10 protein-coding genes and 1 pseudogene are annotated in these 19,373 nt (G+C 63.1%); 4 read left to right on the forward strand and 7 right to left on the reverse strand.

The annotated features are described in order from the left end of the window. Positions 1 to 7,611, reverse strand: a 7,611-nt coding sequence (locus AC3G88_RS28080; RefSeq protein WP_488894359.1) for an ESPR-type extended signal peptide-containing protein, incomplete at its 3' end; no start/stop codon positions are given. Positions 7,612 to 8,342: 731 nt separating this feature from the next. On the opposite strand from AC3G88_RS28080, the gene AC3G88_RS28085 reads away from it, so the two are divergent. Together AC3G88_RS28085 and AC3G88_RS28090 are read left to right on the forward strand one after the other, a co-directional pair. After that, complete coding sequence (locus AC3G88_RS28085; RefSeq protein ID WP_488774187.1) at positions 8,343 to 8,990, forward strand: response regulator; 648 nt, start codon at positions 8,343 to 8,345, stop codon at positions 8,988 to 8,990. Positions 8,991 to 9,616: 626 nt separating this feature from the next. Further along, positions 9,617 to 10,693 (forward strand): porin, encoded by a 1,077-nt coding sequence (locus AC3G88_RS28090; protein WP_488774186.1) that lies wholly within the window; start codon positions 9,617 to 9,619, stop codon positions 10,691 to 10,693. 9 nt (positions 10,694 to 10,702) lie between these two features. On the opposite strand, the gene AC3G88_RS28095 is transcribed toward AC3G88_RS28090, so the two are convergent. Further along, the gene (locus AC3G88_RS28095; RefSeq protein ID WP_488774185.1) at positions 10,703 to 11,368 is read right to left on the reverse strand and encodes a DsbA family oxidoreductase; all 666 of its coding nucleotides are present in this window, start codon (positions 11,366 to 11,368) and stop codon (positions 10,703 to 10,705) included. A 147-nt stretch (positions 11,369 to 11,515) separates the two neighbouring features. On the opposite strand from AC3G88_RS28095, the gene AC3G88_RS28100 reads away from it, so the two are divergent. Next, positions 11,516 to 11,710 (forward strand): DUF1059 domain-containing protein, encoded by a 195-nt coding sequence (locus tag AC3G88_RS28100; RefSeq protein ID WP_029051378.1) that lies wholly within the window; start codon positions 11,516 to 11,518, stop codon positions 11,708 to 11,710. 125 nt (positions 11,711 to 11,835) lie between these two features. On the opposite strand, the gene cyoD is transcribed toward AC3G88_RS28100, so the two are convergent. The 4 genes and pseudogenes from cyoD to cyoA form a co-directional block, all read right to left on the reverse strand. Continuing rightward, complete coding sequence (gene cyoD, locus AC3G88_RS28105) at positions 11,836 to 12,192, reverse strand: cytochrome o ubiquinol oxidase subunit IV (protein WP_488774184.1); 357 nt, start codon at positions 12,190 to 12,192, stop codon at positions 11,836 to 11,838. Continuing rightward, positions 12,192 to 12,881, reverse strand: coding sequence for a cytochrome o ubiquinol oxidase subunit III (gene cyoC / locus AC3G88_RS28110; RefSeq protein WP_488774183.1), 690 nt, complete (start codon positions 12,879 to 12,881; stop codon positions 12,192 to 12,194). Before cyoC ends, cyoD begins: the two co-directional genes overlap by 1 nt. Positions 12,882 to 12,883: 2 nt before the next feature. Continuing rightward, a complete protein-coding gene (gene cyoB / locus AC3G88_RS28115; RefSeq protein WP_488894360.1) occupies positions 12,884 to 14,884 on the reverse strand; it encodes a cytochrome o ubiquinol oxidase subunit I in 2,001 nt (666 codons plus the stop codon). 5 nt (positions 14,885 to 14,889) lie between these two features. Then, positions 14,890 to 15,869: pseudogene (cyoA, locus tag AC3G88_RS28120) on the reverse strand (ubiquinol oxidase subunit II). Positions 15,870 to 16,014: 145 nt separating this feature from the next. Here cyoA and AC3G88_RS28125 point away from each other — a divergent pair. Then, positions 16,015 to 17,403: an aminotransferase-like domain-containing protein gene (locus tag AC3G88_RS28125; protein WP_488894361.1), complete on the forward strand. Its 1,389-nt coding sequence runs from the start codon at positions 16,015 to 16,017 to the stop codon at positions 17,401 to 17,403. A 10-nt stretch (positions 17,404 to 17,413) separates the two neighbouring features. Here the strand turns inward: AC3G88_RS28125 and AC3G88_RS28130 are convergent, their stop codons facing one another. Further along, the gene (locus AC3G88_RS28130) at positions 17,414 to 19,168 is read right to left on the reverse strand and encodes an OPT/YSL family transporter (RefSeq protein ID WP_488774180.1); all 1,755 of its coding nucleotides are present in this window, start codon (positions 19,166 to 19,168) and stop codon (positions 17,414 to 17,416) included. Between the last annotated feature and the right edge of the window lie 205 nt (positions 19,169 to 19,373).

Below are 19,373 nucleotides of genomic sequence, written 5' to 3' on the forward strand. Positions count from 1 at the left end.
ACCGTTGTTGACGCCGGTGCCATTGGTCGAGTTACCCGAGACGTTGGTCGAGCCGTTGCCGTCTGTAGTGATCGAGCCATTACCGTTATCTACGCCGGTACCGTTGGTGGTATTGCCCGAGATGTTCGTCGAGCCGTTGCCACTGGTGTTGATGGTGCCGTTGCCGTTATCGACGCCGGTGCCGTCCGTCGTATTGCCGGAGATGTTGGTGGAACCGTTACCGTCGGTGGTAATCGATCCGTTTCCATTGTCGACACCCGTTCCGTTGGTGGAATTCCCGGAAATGTTTGTCGAGCCATTTCCGCCGGTGTTGATGGTGCCGTTACCGTTATCCACCCCGGTGCTGTTGCCGGAACCACCCGAGATATTCGTCGAGCCATTGCCGCCGGTGTTGATGGCGCCGTTGCCGTTGTTGACGCCGGTGCCGTTCGTCGAGTTACCCGAAACGTTGGTCGAGCCATTGCCGCCAGTATTGATGGTGCCGTTGCCGTTATCGACCCCAGTACCATCGGTCGTATTGCCCGAGATATTCGTCGAGCCATTACCACCGGTGTTGATGGTGCCGTTACCGTTGTTGACGCCAGTGCCATTGGTCGAGTTACCCGAGACGTTGGTCGAGCCGTTGCCGTCGGTAGTGATCGAGCCATTACCGTTATCTACGCCGGTACCGTTGGTGGTATTGCCCGAGATGTTCGTGGAGCCGTTGCCACCGGTGTTGATGGTGCCGTTGCCGTTATCGACACCGGTGCCGTCCGTCGTATTGCCGGAGATGTTGGCCGACCCGTTGCCGCCCGTATTGATCGTACCGTTGCCGTTATTGACGCCGGTGCCGTTCGTCGAGTTGCCCGAGATATTGGTCGAGCCATTACCTCCGGTATTGATGGTGCCGTTGCCGTTATCGACACCGGTGCCGTCCGTCGTATTGCCGGACACGTTGGTCGAGCCATTGCCGCCCGTGTTGATCGAGCCGTTACCGTTGTTGACGCCGGTGCCGTTCGTGGTGTTGCCCGAGATATTGGTCGAGCCATTACCTCCGGTATTGATGGTGCCGTTGCCGTTATCAACGCCAGTACCGTTCGTGGAGTTACCCGAGACGTTGGTCGAGCCGTTACCGTCCGTGTTGATCGAACCGTTGCCGTTGTCTACGCCGGTGCCGTTGGTCGAGTTGCCAGAGACATTGGTTGACCCATTGCCACCGGTATTGATCGTACCGTTGCCATTGTCTACGCCCGGGCCGCCGGTCGAGTTACCCGAGATATTGGTCGAGCCGTTGCCACCGGTGTTGATGGTGCCATTGCCGTTATCGACGCCGGTGCCGTTGCCGGAATCGCCTGTGACGTTGGTCGAACCATTTCCACCGGTATTGATGGTGCCGTTGCCGTTGTTGACGCCGGTGCCATTCGTGGTGTTGCCCGAGATATTGGTCGAGCCATTACCTCCGGTATTGATGGTGCCGTTGCCGTTATCAACGCCAGTACCGTTCGTGGAGTTACCCGAGACGTTGGTCGAGCCGTTACCGTCCGTGTTGATCGAACCGTTGCCGTTGTCTACGCCGGTGCCGTTGGTCGAGTTGCCAGAGACATTGGTTGACCCATTGCCACCGGTATTGATCGTACCGTTGCCATTGTCTACGCCCGGGCCGCCGGTCGAGTTACCCGAGATATTGGTCGAGCCGTTGCCACCGGTGTTGATGGTGCCATTGCCGTTATCGACACCCGTGCCATTACCGGAATCGCCTGTGACGTTGGTCGAACCATTTCCTCCGGTATTGATGGTGCCGTTACCGTTGTTGACGCCCGTGCCGTTGGTCGAATTGCCAGAGACGTTGATCGAACCGTTACCCTGGGTGTCAATCGTCCCGTTGCCGTTATCAACGCCGGTGCCATTGGTGGTGTTACCCGAGATATTCGTCGAGCCGTTTCCACCCGTGTTGATCGTGCCATTTCCGTTGTTGACGCCGGTTCCGTCCGTCGTATTACCGGAGATATTGGCCGATCCGTTGCCGTCGGTGTTGATCGAACCATTGCCGTTGTTGACGCCGGTGCCGTTGGTCGAGTTACCCGAGACATTGGTCGAGCCATTGCCGGCCGTATTGATGGAGCCATTGCCGTTATCGACGCCGGTGCCGTTGGTCGAGCCGCCCGTGACGTTGGTCGAGCCATTGCCGTCGGTATTGATGCCGCCGCCGTTGTCTACGCCCGAACTATTGGTCGAATTGCCGGTGACATTGGTCGAGCCATTGCCGCCGGTGTTGATCGAGCCGTTGCCGTTACCGACGCCCACACCATTGGTCGAGTTACCCGAGATATTGGTCGAGCCGTTGCCACCTGTGTTGATGGTGCCATTGCCGTTATCTACGCCCGGGCCGCCGGTCGAGTTACCCGAGATATTAGTCGAACCATTGCCCTGGGTGTCGATCGTGCCATTGCCGTTATTGACACCCGTGCCATTAGTCGATCCACCGGTAACGTTGGTCGAGCCGTTGCCGTCGGTATTGATGCCGCCACCGTTGTCTACGCCCGAACCATTGGTCGAATTGCCGGTGACATTGGTCGAGCCATTGCCGCCCGTGTTGATCGAGCCGTTGCCGTTATGGATGCCGGTACCGTTCGTCGAGTTGCCCGACACGTTGGTCGTGCCGTTGTCGGTCGTATCGATCGTCCCATTACCGTTATCTACGCCAGTACCGTCCGTGGTGTTACCGGAGATGTTGGTCGAGCCATTGCCATCGGTGTGAATCGACCCGTTACCGTTATCGACGCCGGTACCGTTGGTGGCATTGCCCGAGATATTGGTCGAGCCATTACCTCCTGTGTTGATCGTGCCGTTGCCATTACCGACACCCGTGCCATTGGTCGAGCCACCGGTGACATTGGTCGAACCGTTGCCCTCGGTGTTGATGCCGCCGCCGTTGTCTACGCCAGAACCATTGGTGGAATTGCCGGTGACACTGGTCGACCCATTGCCGCCCGTGTTGATCGAGCCGTTGCCGTTGCCAACCCCCGCGCCATTGGTCGAATTGCCCGAGATATTCGTCGAGCCGTTGCCCTGGGTATCAATCGTGCCATTGCCGTTATCAACGCCAGTACCGTTTGTCGAGTTACCCGAGACGTTGGTCGAGCCGTTGCCGTCGGTATTGATGCCGCCGCCGTTATCGACCCCCGAGCCATTGGTCGAGTTGCCCGACACGTTGGTCGAACCGTTTCCGGTCGTGTTGATAGTGCCGTTGCCGTTATCTACGCCAGGGCCACCCGCGCTGTTGCCGGAAATATTGGTCGAGCCGTTACCGCCCGTGTTGATCGAGCCATTACCATTATCGATGCCGGTGCCATTGGTCGAAGTGCCCGTGACATTGGTCGAACCATTGCCCTGGGTATCAATCGTGCCATTGCCATTATTGACGCCCGTGCCATTGGTCGATCCACCCGTGACGTTGGTCGAACCGTTGCCGTCGGTATTGATGCCGCCGCCGTTGTCTACGCCAGAACCATTGGTGGAATTGCCGGTGACATTGGTCGACCCATTGCCGCCCGTGTTGATCGAGCCATTGCCGTTACCAACCCCCGCGCCATTGGTCGAGTTGCCCGAGATATTGGTCGAGCCATTGCCCTGGGTATCAATCGTGCCATTGCCGTTATCAACGCCAGTACCGTTTGTCGAGTTACCCGAGACGTTGGTCGAGCCGTTGCCGTCGGTATGGATGCCGCCGCCGTTATCGACCCCCGAGCCGTTTGTGGAGTTGCCCGACACGTTGGTCGAACCGTTTCCGGTCGTGTTGATGGTGCCGTTGCCGTTATCTACGCCAGGGCCACCCGTGCTGTTGCCGGAAATGTTAGTCGAACCATTACCACCGGTATTGATCGAGCCATTGCCGTTATTGACACCGGTGCCATTGGTCGATCCGCCCGTGACATTGGTCGAGCCGTTGCCGTCGGTGTTGATGCCACCGCCGTTATCGACGCCCGAGCCGTTGGTCGAGTTGCCTGTGATATTCGTCGAGCCATTTCCGCCAGTGCTCACGGAGCCATTGCCAGCCACCCTAATCCCGGTACCGTTTGCTGAGTATCCAGTAATATTGCTCGTGCCATTATCGGAAATACCGATATTTCCGCCGAGGTATACGCCATCACCCTCCGACGAATTTCCGCTAATAACGGATGAACCGTTTCCACCAATATCTATTTCACCGCCCTGCCTGACGCCGTCGCCATTGACCGAACTTCCGGAAATATTCGATGAGCCATTGCCCCCAATATTGGCCCCCGAGCCCAGATCCACACCGGCACCATTAGCAGAATTACCGCGGATGTTTATCGATCCGTTTTGTGCTACATCGATGCCAAAGATGTCCCCTCCAGGCTGCACGATGCCGGAGCCATTTTGCGATTCACCGCTAATCGACAAAGACCCGCCATCACCAACGGTATTTCTTCCACTGAGATTGACTCCATTACCGTCAACCGACGTCCCCCGGACGTTTGCCGTACCATTCCCTGTGATATTTAATCCCGTCGGGACTCGCCCAGGCCTATAGAACTCCTCGACTCCAGTGCCTCCTCCAGTCGCCGTGCCATTAAGATCGAGTTTACCGTTGCCACCGACATTGATTACTGTCCCGATCGAAATCCCCGCGACATTTGCGCCACCAGTCGTACCGGTTATATTTAAGCTACCGTTGCCCGACAACGATTCAGCCGTTGTACCGTTGCCGCCTTGCAGAAAAACGCCATAGGACGATCCGGAATTTCCTTCGATATTCAGCGAGCCGTTCCCTGATATCCCAAGATTGGCGTACATCCAGACCCCAGTGTAACCGGAAGAATTGCCCGACACATTCCCACGCGCCCCGTCGGATATGTTCAGATTTGCGCCATAGTGGACGCCCTGCCGATTCCCACCGTTGCCTTGAATATCAAACGTGGCGCTTCCCGAAAACAGATGCTCGCCCGAGGTGTAGACCCCCCCCTCACGACCAGTTCCTTGCACAATTAGCGTGGCGTTGCCTGCGGCATTGACGTTGCCAATCCGGGCACCCGCATCATTCGTGGAAGTGCCGCTGATATTCAGCGCTGCGTTTCCCGTGACGTTGAGATCGAGCACATCTGCGCCCACACCATTGGTGCTCGTGCCGCTGATATTCAGCCCTACATTTCCTGTGGCGTTGAGATCACGTACATATACGCCCGAACCATTGCCGCTGGTTCCAGTAATGTTCATCCCGACGTTGTCACCGGACAAACTTACTCTTTCGATGTGAGCGCCAGTACCGTTGGCACTGCTGCCATGGATATTGATTGATGCGTTGCCTGTAGCCCGGATATATCCCCCATCATCCTCGACAAGGGGCCGCATCCACTCGACCCCCGCCTGCTGCCCTTGCGTTGCACCCCGGATATTCAGCCTGGACCCTTCGGATACGTTGATATCCGTGGCGTAGGCGTAGACGCCTTGGCCCACAACGGAACTGCCGTTCAAACTCAATGACCCACCATTGGTCACCTGAAAAGCTTGCCCGGCCCGGTAGTAAAGCCCGGTGTCCACGTTGTACCCCGAAGAGATGCCCGCCAGATTCGTGGAATGGCCTTCAAATGAAACATCGGCACCGTCGATATTCATCCTAACCAAATGGTCGATACCGAAGCCGTTTTGAGATGTGCCGCGCACATTCAGTGTCCCACCGAGCACTGCAAAATCGGCCGTGTTTGCATACAGCGTGCTCCCAATGATCACGCCATGGGCATCGACCGAAGTACCAGTAATATTCAGCGTTCCTGCCCCGGTCTTGGTGGTATTCGCCCCCCCCCAGAAAACGACACCAGCGCCAGCATTTGCGTTGCCGGTGATCTCGCCACTGCCGACCGATAAATTGCCATCGAAATACACGGCGTCGGCCGTCCCGCCCGTCGTGTTACCCGATACCCGGATATCCCCGCCGTTCAGATCGATGGTGGTACCGCCGTTCTGCCGGACCAGTCCGTTCGAGCCTCCCATCGCGGCCGTCAGATTCAGATTCAGCTGATTGGACGTCGAGGTGATATTCCCGTTCAGCGTGATGCTGCCGTTGGCGGCCAAGGTCAGGTTGGCTGCGCCGCCAGCCGTCTTGCTGATATCCGCACCGCCTTGCTGCGTGATATTTCCGGTAGCCGTGCCCGAACTGGCGGTGGTGATCGTGACGTCCGTACCGTTGTTCAGCGCGTTGTTGATCGAGGTGTTGCGGACCGTTGCCGTGTTGTTGGTGCCCGCGTCGAAACCGCCGGACAGGTTGCCGTTATAGCCGGCATCGGCACCCGTGCCGATCGTGATGTCGGTCGGGTCGATCAGCCAGTGGCCGGATTTGCCGTTCGGTGCCGCAGCGGTTACCGTGCCTTGCACGTTGAGCTTGTGGCCCGACGTTTCAACGAAACCGCCATCGCCATTGAGCGCGCCAGCGTCAACGCGCGCGCCGCTATCCACCTGCGTGAAGTTGGCGAACGCCACGCCGTCCTGCAGCAGCCTGGCCGCGTCCGTGCCGGCCAGCTTGCCCAGGCTGTCGCCGCCCAGCACCACCTTGCCGCCCGCTGCGTCGCCCTTCACATCGATCGATGCATTGCCGAACAGGCCCACACGGTCCCCGGACAGCACCACGGTGCCGCCCTTGCCGCCTGCCGCCGTGCTGGACGCATCAATGGCGCCGGTCATCGTCACGTCGCCGGTTTTGCCCGCATCTGCCACCACCGTGCCGGCGCGCACCACGCCGCTCAGGTTCACCACCGTCTTGAGCAGCGTGTCCTTGCCGCGCGCGGTCAACAGCACCGTGCCGTCCTGCGCGCGGATGTTGCCGCTGTTTTCCACCAGCGCATTGGCGGTGGCGTTAGTCAGCGTTACCGAGATGCCCTGGCCGTTGTTCAGCGCGAACGTGGCGCTGTCGCCAGCCGCCAGCACGACCTGCCCGCCAGCACCGGCATTGATCGAACCGCTATTGCGAACCTGATCGCCGATCAGCGTGACAAAGCCGGCGGCGTTGATGTCGCCCTCGTTGATGACCCCTGCCTGCTTGCCCGTTGCGCTCAGCGCCAGCGGGTTGCCCGCCATGAAGGCGTTGGCATCGATGGACTTGGTAGTGGCCAGCAGCGAGCCCACGTTGACCACCGCGCCCCGGCCGAACAGCACGCCGTTGGCGTTCTGGATCAGCACCTGGCCGTTGGCCAGCAGGGAACCCTGGATGTTGGACGGCACCCCGCCGGTCACGCGGTTGAGCGCCTGCGCCTGGGCGTTGGGCTGGTTGAACTGGACGGTGTTGCCCTTGCCGATGTTGAAGGTGTTCCAGTCGATCACGGTGCGCTGGCTGCCCTGATCGATATGCATGGTGTTGCCGTTCGGCTGGGAAATCGTGCCCTGGCCGGCCACCACGTTGCCGTTGGTCGGCAGGGCCTGTGCGAAGGCCGGGCCGGACTCCAGAATCAGCATGGCCAGCGCGATGGAGGTCATCGCGGATACCACGCCAAACTGGGCACCATTCGCGTCGCCACCCCCCTCGCCCGGGCGCTTGCCCTGGCTCTTCACGTTCTCCGCAACGGCCACCAGCATGCCGAGACGCTTGCTGAATACGCGACGATACCGATTCTTGTTCATGGACTGATCCTAAAAATTGATTGCACGGCATCCGTCCCGCGCGGCGCGGTGACGGATGAGAGCGCAGGCATTGCGGTCGGCATCGCCATGGCGATGCCCGGCAGGCAAGCTCTGCGATGTCTCGTTTCCGGGATTCGGGACCGCGGGCGCACTGGTGTGGTGGTTGCCGCGTCCATGACCTTCTGGCGTATTCGCCAGAACGCCTTTTTGCGATTCCTCGCTTCGGATCGTATGGAAGACGGCTTCGCTGCGTAATCGCAGAATTCCTAAAGTTCGGTATTGCGCGGAAAACAATGTCGTCGTGCGGGCCTTGCTCAAAGTGCAAGGCGCAGAAGATAGATCGTAATTCGACGAAATTCGGCCAAATGCCACTGCACTGCGCCAAATTCGAGTTAGTTCCATAGGCGGATATCTGTCTATTCAGCAGACTCGTCAGATTGCCTTTTCGCAGTCAGCCATTTCTGGATATGGCGCACGGATCGGGCGATCCGATTCAGCGGGAAACGGAAATGGAAGTTTTTCCATCCTGCACGGGATGCAGAAAATCTACGCTCTAATTTGCGCTGTCTGGGCAGTGGCCTCGCACGCCGAGACTTGAAAGTCGCGATCTGAGAGATCGAATACTTGCGGCGATATATCGGCGCTAGCAGTAGCCGGCCACTCCATGCAATTGGCGGATGGCGCGTTGTCGCCAGGCCAAATCACACCGGGACATTCCGGGGAATCGCACTATGACCACCATTCGCGTCATGCTGGCTGACGATCATCCGTTCATTGTGTTCGGCCTGCGCGAAATGCTGGGCAAGCGGCTTGGCTTCCGTGTGGTGGCCGAAGCGGCCAATCCGCAAATGCTGCTGGAAAAGCTGGCACGCATCGAATGCGATGTGCTGATAACCGATTTCTCGATGCCCTGTGAAAATGCGCCGGACGGACTTGCACTGCTGCATTCCATTCGCACGCGGTTTCCGAAGGTGCGGATCGTGGTGCTGACCATGCTGGAGAATCCCGCCCTGCTCGGCTGCATGCGCAAGGCCGGGGCGCTGTCGTTGCTGAACAAGCGCGACGGCATGCAGGAGCTGTCCAATGCCGTCATTGCCGCCTTCCAGGGTCGCGAGCATTTGAGTCCATCGGTCAGGCAGGCACTGGCCAAGCTCGGCACGGCAAGCCCGGAAGCCCTTGCCATCGGCCGGCTCAGTCCGCGCGAGATCGAGGTGCTGCGGCTCTATGTAGGCGGCATGACCACCTCGGACATTGCCCGCCACCTGAACCGCAGCATCAACACCGTCAGCACGCAGAAACACAGTGCCATGCGCAAGATTGGCGTGAAGAACGAGGCCGAGTTGTTCGACTACGCGATCGAGCATGGGCTCAAGGGATAGCCGATTTCTTAAAAGAAAGCGGCCACTCGAAAAAAACCCCCGAGCCGCGACGGACCGGCCTGGGGGTGGGAACGGGATACGCGGTCGAGGGGTCAGACCGCGATGCCAAAGGCCAAAGGGGCCTTCGACGCAAAGGCTACCGGGGCGGCGGCAGATCCGACATGGAAGGATTTCGAAAATCCGCGATGGATCTTCGGCAAGCCCCCGCGATGCCGCGCGCCCGGCCTGATCGATGATATGCCGCAAACGCTACATTTGAGCCGTCAACGCGCCATGCTGTAAACTACGGCCCTTCCGTCGCTACGGGCTCGGCCGTTTGATGCCTTTCAGGCACACCGGCCATCGCCATTGTCGAAGTGGTGCGGCGGAAATCGGATATTTCTCAGGGCCTTGCGCCCGCCCCTGGCTTGCCTGCGCCTTGCCCGCAGCATTCGCCTTCTGACTTCGACCCTCGATCCGGGCCCTGCGCCGCTGGCAGCATCTGGCGGCCGCAACCCGGATAACGCCCCGTGCGCCTTCGCCAGAAGGGCTGCCGCGCGGGACTGGACCCCCTCAGGTAGTTGCCTGAACCGACTCTTCCCGACGCTCGCGCGCGCCGGGCGGATCCGTATTCCGGAGGACAATTCGTGAAGAAACCAGCCAGCCTTTGGCTGCTAGCGGCCGGGCTGTTGCCTTGTGTTGCATACGCCGACCCCGGCGTGACCCTGTATGGCGTCGTCAGCTCGGCGGTGCGCTATACGTCGAATATCGACGCCCACCATCACGATCAGGTGGCGCTGGTATCGGGCGGCATGGTGGGCAGCCGTTTCGGCCTGAAGGGCTCCGAAGACCTTGGCGGCGGCAATCATGCAATCTTCCAGCTCGAATCGGGCTTCGGCAGCGATACCGGCCAGGCGGCCTACAACAGCTTCTTTGGCCGCCAGGCCTGGGTGGGCCTGAGCGGCGACTGGGGCAGCCTTACGTTCGGCCGGCAGTACAACGCGCTGAACAACATCGGCTGGGCCTTCGATCCGCTGGACCAGGGCTGGGGAAATTTCTGGTCCGATCCGCTCTACATCGGCGGCGACATCTTCTTCCAGGACTACCGCATCAACAACAGCGTGGTCTACCAGCGTACGGTGGGGCCGTTTTCGGTGCAGCTGGACTACGGCGCCGGCGAGCAGCCGGGCAGCATGAACCATGGCACCACGCTCGGTGGCGGCGTGAAGTACAGCCAGGGGCCGCTGGCGCTGGGCGTGGCCTATGATCAGCGCCGCAGCGACGACGGCAGCAATACGGTGCGCAACTATTCGGTGGGCGGCTCTTACACGATCGGCAAGGCCACGGGCTACGCCGGCCACATGGGTCGGCGCGAATCGGCCAGCGGTGCGCGCTACAACATCTCGTTCGTCGGGCTGGGATACCAGGCGACGCAGGCGCTGCACCTGTCTGGCGCCTACTACCGCTACCAGCAGTCAGGCGACGTGACCACGCAGTTCCAGGACACGCCGGTGCACCTGGGTGGCGGCAATGCCGACAGCGTGGCCTTCGTGGCCGACTATGCGTTCTCCAAGCGCACCAGCGTGTACCTGGAGACCGATGTCGTGCATGCGCGCGGCGGCACCGTGGGGCGCGAGACCGAATACTGGGCCGGCACCCCGGTGACCGATGTCAGCCGCAGTACGCGGGTGGGCGCGATGATCGGCATGCGCCACCACTTCTGAGGATCGGGCTCAGCCGCCCTGGGTGCTCTTCTCGCTGGCTTCCCTGGCGATCTCGCGGATGGCCTGCTCGAACGCCTCGACGGGCTGGCCGCCCGTCACCAGGTAGCGGTTGTTGAAGATCACCGACGGCACCGACTGGATGCCCATGCCCTGGTATTCGCGCTCCTCGTCACGGACTTCGTCGGCATAGGCATCGCTGTCCAGCACCTTGCGGGCCTCGGCGGGGTCCAGGCCCACCGACTGCACGGCCTCGATCAGCACGTCGTGGTTGCTCGGGTCCTTGCTGTCGCCGTGATAGGCCTGCAGCAGCGCCTGCTTCAGCGGCAGCTGCTTGCCCTGCGTGGCCGCCCACTGCAGCAGGCGGTGGGCATCGAACGTGTTGTAGATGAAGTTGCGCGGGCCGAACGTGAAGCCCACGCTGGCGCCGCGCTCGCGGATCATCTTCTGGGTCTCGGCGATCTGTTCCGGCGTACGGCCGTACTTGCGGGCGATGTAGTCCAGCACCGGCTCGCCTTCCGGCCCCATCTGCGGATTGAGCTCGAACGGGTGCATGACGACCTCGGCATCCACCACGTCGCGCGTGCGCTCGACGGCCTGCATCAGCGACGACAGCCCGATGGCGCACCACGGGCAGGCGATATCCGAGACAAAGTCGATCCGGAGTGATTGAGTCATGGCTTTCTTCCAGTGGGCGGGTAGGGGACAAACAGGTTGAAGGCCGACAGGGTAGCCCGATTTGCCGATGGCTGCAGGCGTCCGCGCAATCACCCCGCGCCCTATACTGGATCAGGCGCGCCCTCCATGCGCGCCAGGAGGCCTGCCATGGGACGCAAATACATTGATTGCCGCGACTATCCCAGTGATACCAACTGTACGGTCGCACTGAGCGCCGACACCGAGGACGAACTGCTGGAAGCCGCGGTGCAGCACGCCGTCCAGGTGCATCAGCACCAGGACACCCCCGAGCTGCGTTCGCAGCTCAAGACCCTGTTCAAGGAAGGCGCTCCGCCGGCCTGATCCGGCCGATGCGCCGCTGCGCCGCCGCCCCGGCTGACGCGGAACGCAAAAAAGGACAGACCGTGCGCAGGGCACGTCTGTCCTGTCAAGAAACCGGCCCCAGCCCGAGTCCGGCTACAGATGCCTCAACGGCCCGCGCCGGCCCCGGCTGGCACGGACTGCATCGGCATCATGTTCAGGTTGGCGTTGTGCATGACCCATAGCGATCCCGACACGACAATGGCGATCAGGAACACCGTGCACGCGAAGATCGCCGTGTTGCCGCGCTGGCCCTTGCGCGGCCCCAGGTGCAGGAAGAACACCAGCTGCACCAGCAACTGGGTGACGCACAGCGCCACGATCAGCGCCAGGCCCGCGCGCGGCGGCAGCACCCGGCCCATCACCGCACCGAACGACAGGAAGGTCAGCACCAGCGACAGCGCATAGCCGATCAGATTGCTGCGCAGGCTGCCGTGGGCGTGGGCGTGTTGTGGATGGGACATCAGAGGAACTCCCGCAGATAGACGACCGTGAACACGAAGATCCACACCAGGTCCAGGAAATGCCAGAACAGGCTCAGGCAGGCCAGGCGGCGGCGCACCACGGCGTCGAGCCCGAACACCTGCACCTGGTTGACCATCACGATGATCCACAGCAGCCCGGCGCTGACGTGCAGGCCGTGCGTGCCCACCAGCATGAAGAACGCCGACAGGTAGGCGCTGCGGTTCGGGCCCGCGCCTTCGTGCAGCAGTTCGCGGAATTCGTAGACCTCCATGCAGACGAAGGCCGCGCCCAGCGCGAAGGTCAGTACCAGCCAGCGGATCACGGCCTGCGGGTTGCCCTGGCCGTCGCGGCCTTCGTGCAGCTTCACCATCGCCACGCCGAAAGTCAGGCTGCTGGTCAGCAGCAGCATGGTCTCGCCCAGCACGAAGCGCAGGTCGAACAGTTCGCGGCCCGTGGGGCCGCCCGCCGTGCCGTTTAGCAGCACGCCGAACGTGGCAAACAGCGACGCGAAGATCAGGCAATCGCTCATCAGGTAGATCCAGAACCCCAGCTTGAGGGTGGATTCCGTCTGGTGGGCGTGATGGGCGTGGTCGTGGGCGGCGTCGTGCGCGTGCGCGTGGGCGTCCGGCGCTGCGCCGGGCGGCAGTGCGGCGGCGTCGCCCCGCAGTTTCAGGGTGGTGATGGTCATGATCAGTTGGCCCCTGTCAGGTTCGCGGCGGGCTGCGCGCCCAGCAGCGCAAAGCGGGCGCGCTCGATGCGCTCCACTGCGGCGGCCGGCACGTAGTAGTCCACGTCGCGGTCATAGGCGCGGGCGATGAACGTGAAGATCATCGCGGCCAGGCCAAAGCCGGCCAGCCACCAGATGTGCCAGACCAGCGCGAAGCACAGCACCAGCCCGAACACCGACACCAGGAAGCCGGTGGCCGTGTTGCGCGGCATGTGGATGTCCTCGTACTGCGTGGGCGGCACGTAGGCCTTGCCAGCTTGCTTGTTGTCCCAGTGCTGCTCCAGCGACGTGATCCGCGGCACGTGCGCGAAGTTGTAGAACGGCGCCGGCGAAGCCGTGGCCCATTCCAGGCTGCGGCCGTCCCATGGGTCGCCGGTCACGTCCATGTTCTGCTTGCGGTCGCGCACGCTGACGAACAGCTGCCACAGGATGGCCAGGATGCCGCAGCCGATGACCACGGCGCCCACCAGCGCCACGATCAGGTACGGCTGCCAGTCGGGGTTGTTGTAGTGGTTCATGCGGCGCGTCATGCCCTGCAGGCCCAGCGCGTACAGCGGCATGAAGGCCAGGTAGAAGCCGACCAGCCAGCACCAGAACGCGACCTTGCCCCAGAACTCGTTCAGCATGAAGCCGAACACCTTCGGGAACCAGAACGTCATCGCGGCCAGGCAGCCGAACACCACGCCGCCGATGATCACGTTGTGGAAGTGGGCAATCAGGAACAGGCTGTTGTGCAGCACGAAGTCGGCGCCCGGCACCGCCAGCAGCACGCCAGTCATGCCGCCCACGGCAAACGTCACCATGAAGCCGATGGTCCACAGCGTGGACGAGTGGAAGCGGATGCGCCCCCGGTACATCGTGAACAGCCAGTTGAACAGCTTCACGCCGGTGGGAATCGAGATGATCGACGTCATGATGCCGAAGAACGCGTTGACGCTGGCACCCGAGCCCATCGTGAAGAAGTGGTGCAGCCAGACGAAGAACGACAGCACGCCGATCGACGACGTGGCGTAGACCATCGACGTGTACCCGAACAGCGGCTTGCGCGAGAACGTGGAGATGATCTCCGAGAACGCGCCGAAGCAAGGAAGGATCAGCACGTAGACCTCGGGGTGGCCCCAGATCCAGATCAGGTTCACGTACATCATGGCGTTGCCGCCAAGCTCGCTGGTGAAGAAGTGCATGTCCAGGTAGCGGTCGGCGGCCAGCAGCGCCAGCGTGGCGGTCAGCACCGGGAAGATGGCGACGATCAGGATGTTGGTGATCAGCGCCGTCCACGTGAACACGGGCATTTTCATCAGGTTCAGGCCCGGCGCGCGCATGCGCAGGATCGTCACGATGAAGTTGATGCCGGTCAGCGTGGTGCCCAGCCCCGATATCTGCAATGACCAGATGTAGTAGTCCACCCCGACCGTCGGGCTATACCCCAGCCCGCTCAGCGGCGGATACGCGACCCAGCCCGTGGCGGCGAAGTCGCCGACGAACATCGACATCATGACCAGCACCGCGCCCATCGCCGACATCCAGAAGCTCAGCGAATTGACGAACGGATAGGCCACGTCGCGCGCGCCAATCTGCAGCGGCACGATCACGTTCATCAGGCCCAGGATGAACGGCGTGGCCACGAAGAAGATCATGATCACGCCGTGCGCGGTGAAGATCTGGTCGTAGTGGTGCGGCGGCAGGTAGCCGACCGCCTCGCCCACTGCAATGGCCTGCTGGGTGCGCATCATGATGGCGTCGGCAAAGCCGCGCAGCAGCATGACCAGCGCCAGGATGATGTACATCACGCCAATGCGCTTGTGATCGACCGAGCAGATCCACTCGCGCCACAGATAGTTCCACTTGTTGTAGTAGGTGATGGCGCCCAGCAGGGCCGCGCCGCCAAGCATCACCACGACCAGCGTGCCCATGATGATGGGCTCGTGCAGGGGGATGGCGTCGAGAGAGAGTTTTCCGAACATGATGATTAGCGCTCCAGGGTCGTCTGCTGCGCCGGGAGCGGCGGCATGTTGACGCCGGCAATGGCGCCGAGGGTCACCGGGCTGTCGGCGCGGCAGATGTCGCCATTGCTGGCCATGTACTGGTCCACCACGCCCTGGAATAGGCGCGGCTCGACCTTGGCGTACACCGTGACGGCGTCCTTGCTGCTGGGCTGTTCCAGCTTGCGGTAGGTGGCCGCGTCGAGCGTGTTGCCAGAGGCGCGGGCGCGTTCGATCCACGCGTCGAAGTCGGCGCGCGACGTGGCCACGGTGCGGAAGTGCATGTCGGAGAAGCCAGACCCGCTATAGGCGGCCGACCGGCCATCGAACACGCCGGTTTCGTCGGCGATCAGATGCAGCTTCGTCTGCATGCCGGCCATCGCATAGACCATGCTGCCCAGGCGCGGGATGAACAGCGCGTTCATCGTGGACTCGGCCGTGATGCGGAAATTGATTGGCGTACCCACCGGGATGGGCAGCTCGTTCAGCGACGCCACGCCGTACTGCGATAGATAAACAGCCATTTCCAGTCGAGCGCGACGACATCCACTTCCACCGGCGTCACCTTCGATTCCAGCGGCCGGAACGGATCGAGCTTGTGGGTGGTGTCCCAGATGATGACGCCGAGCAGCGCCACGATCACGCACGGGATGCCCCATACGACCACTTCGATCTTCGTGGAATGCGACCAGCGCGGCGCGTACTCGGCCTTGGTGTTCGTCTCGCGATAGCGCCAGGCAAAGACAAGCGTCAGGATGATCACGGGGATCACCACCAGCAGCATCAGCGCCGTGGCCAGCACGATCAGGTTGCGCGTCTGCACGCCGATCGACCCGCTGGGGTTCAGCAGGTCCCACGAACAGCCGGTCAGGATCAGGGGTGTGATGGCATATAGCCATGCACGGGGGGCACGCAGGGATGGGGGGCGCCGACGCGGAGGTCTGGGGTCGGCCGGTTGTTCACGCATTTCAACACCTTCTTACAGGGGCACAGGCGGGGTGGCCCAGACAACATCCCGGTATTTGTATGGATTTGCCTGAGTTGCGCGGCATGCTAAGGCAAGACAACACCCATACAAGATGAGGCTTGTCTTGCGTACAACAAATCCGTCGATGCCTTCGAACCTGGAAGACAAACCCGGCTGGATCGGCGCCTTCGCCGCTGCAGGCGGCCCGCGTTACGTCCAGATCGCCGGGTTCCTGGAACGCGCAATGGCCGATGGCGTGCTGGCCCCCGGCGACCGCCTGCCGCCGCAGGGCGAACTGGCGGCGCTCCTTGGCGTGGATCTGACCACTGTGACCCGGGCACTGGCCGAGGCCCGACGGCGCGGGCTGGTGGAGCCGCGTGGATCGCTCGGCACTTTTATTGCGGCGCCGGCGTTTGAACTGGCCCAGGCCGTGGACCTGAGCATGAACGTGCCGCCGCCGCCGGAAGGCATCGATTTCGCCGACATGCTCCGGCGCGGCCTGGCGCAGGTCACGCTGCGCGCCGATGCGAACCTGCTGATGACCTACCAGCTCGGCGGCGGCACGCTGCCCGACCGCGTGGCCGGCGCCCAGTGGCTGGCGCCGATGCTGGGCGATGTCCCGCCCGATCGCGTCATCGCCAGTCCGGGCGCACAGTCGGCACTGGCGGCGCTGATGCTGTGCCGGACCACGCCGGGTGCGGCGATTGCCGCCGAGCCGCTGATCTATCCGGGTGTACGCGGCGCGGCCGCCGAACTGGGGCGCCACGTGGTGCCCATCGCCACCGACGACGACGGCATGCGCCCCGACGCGCTGGACGCCGCCTGCAGCACCGGCAATGTGCAGCTGATCTACCTGAACCCGACGCTGCAGAACCCCACCACGCACACGATGCCCGCGGCACGCCGCCACGAGATTGCGCGCGTGGCCCGGCAGCGCGGCGTGCTGATCGTCGAGGACGACCCCTACTGGCTGCTCACGCCCGACGCCCCGCCGCCACTGGCGGCCATCGCCCCGGCGCAGACGGTCTACATCGCCACGCTGGCCAAGTGCCTGAGCCCAGGCCTGCGCACCGCCTACGTCGTGGCACCCGACCGCGATCTGCAGGAATCGATCCTGGCCGCGCTGCGCGCGATCACGCTGATGGCATCCCCCATTGCCACGGCACTGGCCACGCAATGGATTCGCGACGGCTCGGCGGCCGACCTACTGGCCGGCATCCGCACCGAAGCCGCCGCGCGGCAGCAGATCGCCCGGCAATGGCTGGCGGCCAGCGGCCCGTACGCGCCATCCGGCATCCACGTCTGGCATCCCTTGCCCAGCTACTGGTCATCGGCCGGCTTCAGCCGCGCGGCGCAGGACGAATCGCTGCGCGTCACCGCATCGGACGTGTTCTACGATGGCGCCACCCCGCCCAACGCCATCCGCATCTCGCTGGGCGGCGTGGCCGAACGCACGCAATTGTCGATGGCCCTCAAAAAGCTGTCCGGCCTGCTGGCGCGCAAGCCGCCCAATGCGTCGATGGCGGTGATTTGAGGCACGCCACCTACCCCACCACCCCCAGCAACCCCGCAACGCCGAACCCGAGCGCGGCCAGCGCGTCGCCGGCGATAAGGCCGCCGCCGATCAGCGACGTGGTGCTCATGTCGTCGGGCATGGCGGCATCCCGGGAAACCGGGCGCTCGCGGCTTGCCACCAGGCTGGAGACCATGCCCCCGACGGCCATCCAGGCGGCGGCCGGCAGGTTGACGAAACCGCCGAACGACGATGCGTAGGGCGACGGCAGGATTACCGCATCGAGCACGAAATCGCACGCGCGGCCCGTGCGGCTCTGATCGGCAAAGCGCCGGTAGCGCGCCGACGCGAAGATGGCCTTGCGCAGAAGCTGCGTGACCAGCCCGATGCCCAGGCCGATCCATACGGCCAGCCGCTGGTAGGGCCGGTCGTCGGTCATGCTGCGCAGCGCGCCGACGATCTTGTAGGTCATTGCCGATGTCCACCGGGCGGGCTGCTGATCGGCCGGCAGCACGGTCTGGTCGAGCCGCAGCACCGGATAGGCGTCCATGAACAGCCGCGCCAGCCACACCGCCAGGATCGCGCCGGCGACGACACCAGCCACCTGATAGCCGAACTGCACCATGCGGTCGGTGCCCAGGCGCCAGCCCGTGGACCGGTCCTGCTGCATGTCGCAGGCTTGCGCCGTGGACACCAGCAGCACCGTGGCCGCGATCAGGCCGATATGCGGCTGGCGCAGGCCCACGGCCGCCATCAGGATCACCGTCAGCACAAACGCCGACGAGATCGGATTCTGATCGACCATGCCGACCGAAATGCCGTTGACCAGCGCGAAGATCAGCACCAGCAGCACGGCCATCAGCTGGTAGCCCACCGGCTGGCCGAACCACGCGGCGCCCGCCGCCACGACCGCCAGCCCCCAGGCCACGACCCACGCCACGATCCAGCGTTGCGGCAGCGCCGGCGCATGGCCCGGGGCGTCCGGCGCCCTGCTCGCCGGCTGTCGGGTCCGCTGCCACGCCGTCGCCAGCAACCGCAGCACATCGACCGCCGCCGCGCCCATGATCATGCCCAGCGCAAACAGGAACGTGATTTTTCGATAAGGATCACCGGGCGCGAGCCAGCCGATCGACACGAAATACGGCGTCAGTGCCCACCCGGCCGCGCCACCCGCCAGCGCGGCGATGCCGATGCGCGCGCCAACGATCATGCCCGCGCCGAACGTTGACGCGGACAGGTCGATGGCACCGAGCCATGCGATGCGCGCGGCGCCTACGCTAGCCAGCATCCCCAGCCCCATTCCGCCGGCCAGCCGCGTGATCGACCGGCGCAGCAGCACGGGGTCGGTCAAAGCGCGCAGGATATTGGCCACCGCCAGCCCCGACGGGAACGTGAGCTGCATCCGATCGACCAGCAACGGCGTGTAGAGCATGCCCACACCCACGCCATACATGCCGATGCAGAGCATGTAGCCGATCAGCTGCCACCACGGCGGCTGCGTCATCCCCATCCAACCCATGGCCTGAATCACCACCACCATGCCGCCCATGCCGGCCACCGACGCGGCCGCGGTCTGGATGTAGTTGGCACCGTGCCGGCCCGCCGCGCCGTAGCCGGCGGTGACTGCCGAACCGAGGATGCCCGCCAGCACCTGCCCGCCCACGAAGAAGCCGAGCGACAGGTTCATATAGGCCGCCGCGATGCCGCCCAGCGGCCCGAGCACGAGCATGCCGGCCGCGCCGAGCAGCGCGTGGTATCGCCAGGTGTTGGGAATGGGCAGTCGCATGCGTGTGGAAGATTGGCGTAGTGGTGTGGATGCGTTTGCCCTCTCCCCCGGCCCCTCTCCCGCTGGTAGGAGAGGGGAGAACACCGCGGGCATAAAGGTCTCCGACGGCATTGGGGGTGAAAAATTGGCGTGATGGGCGGTGGATGCGGCTGCCCTCTCGCCCGGAAAACACCGCGGGCATCACGGTCTCCAACGGTTTGCTCCC

Source organism: Cupriavidus sp. 86D6 (assembly GCF_057815095.1).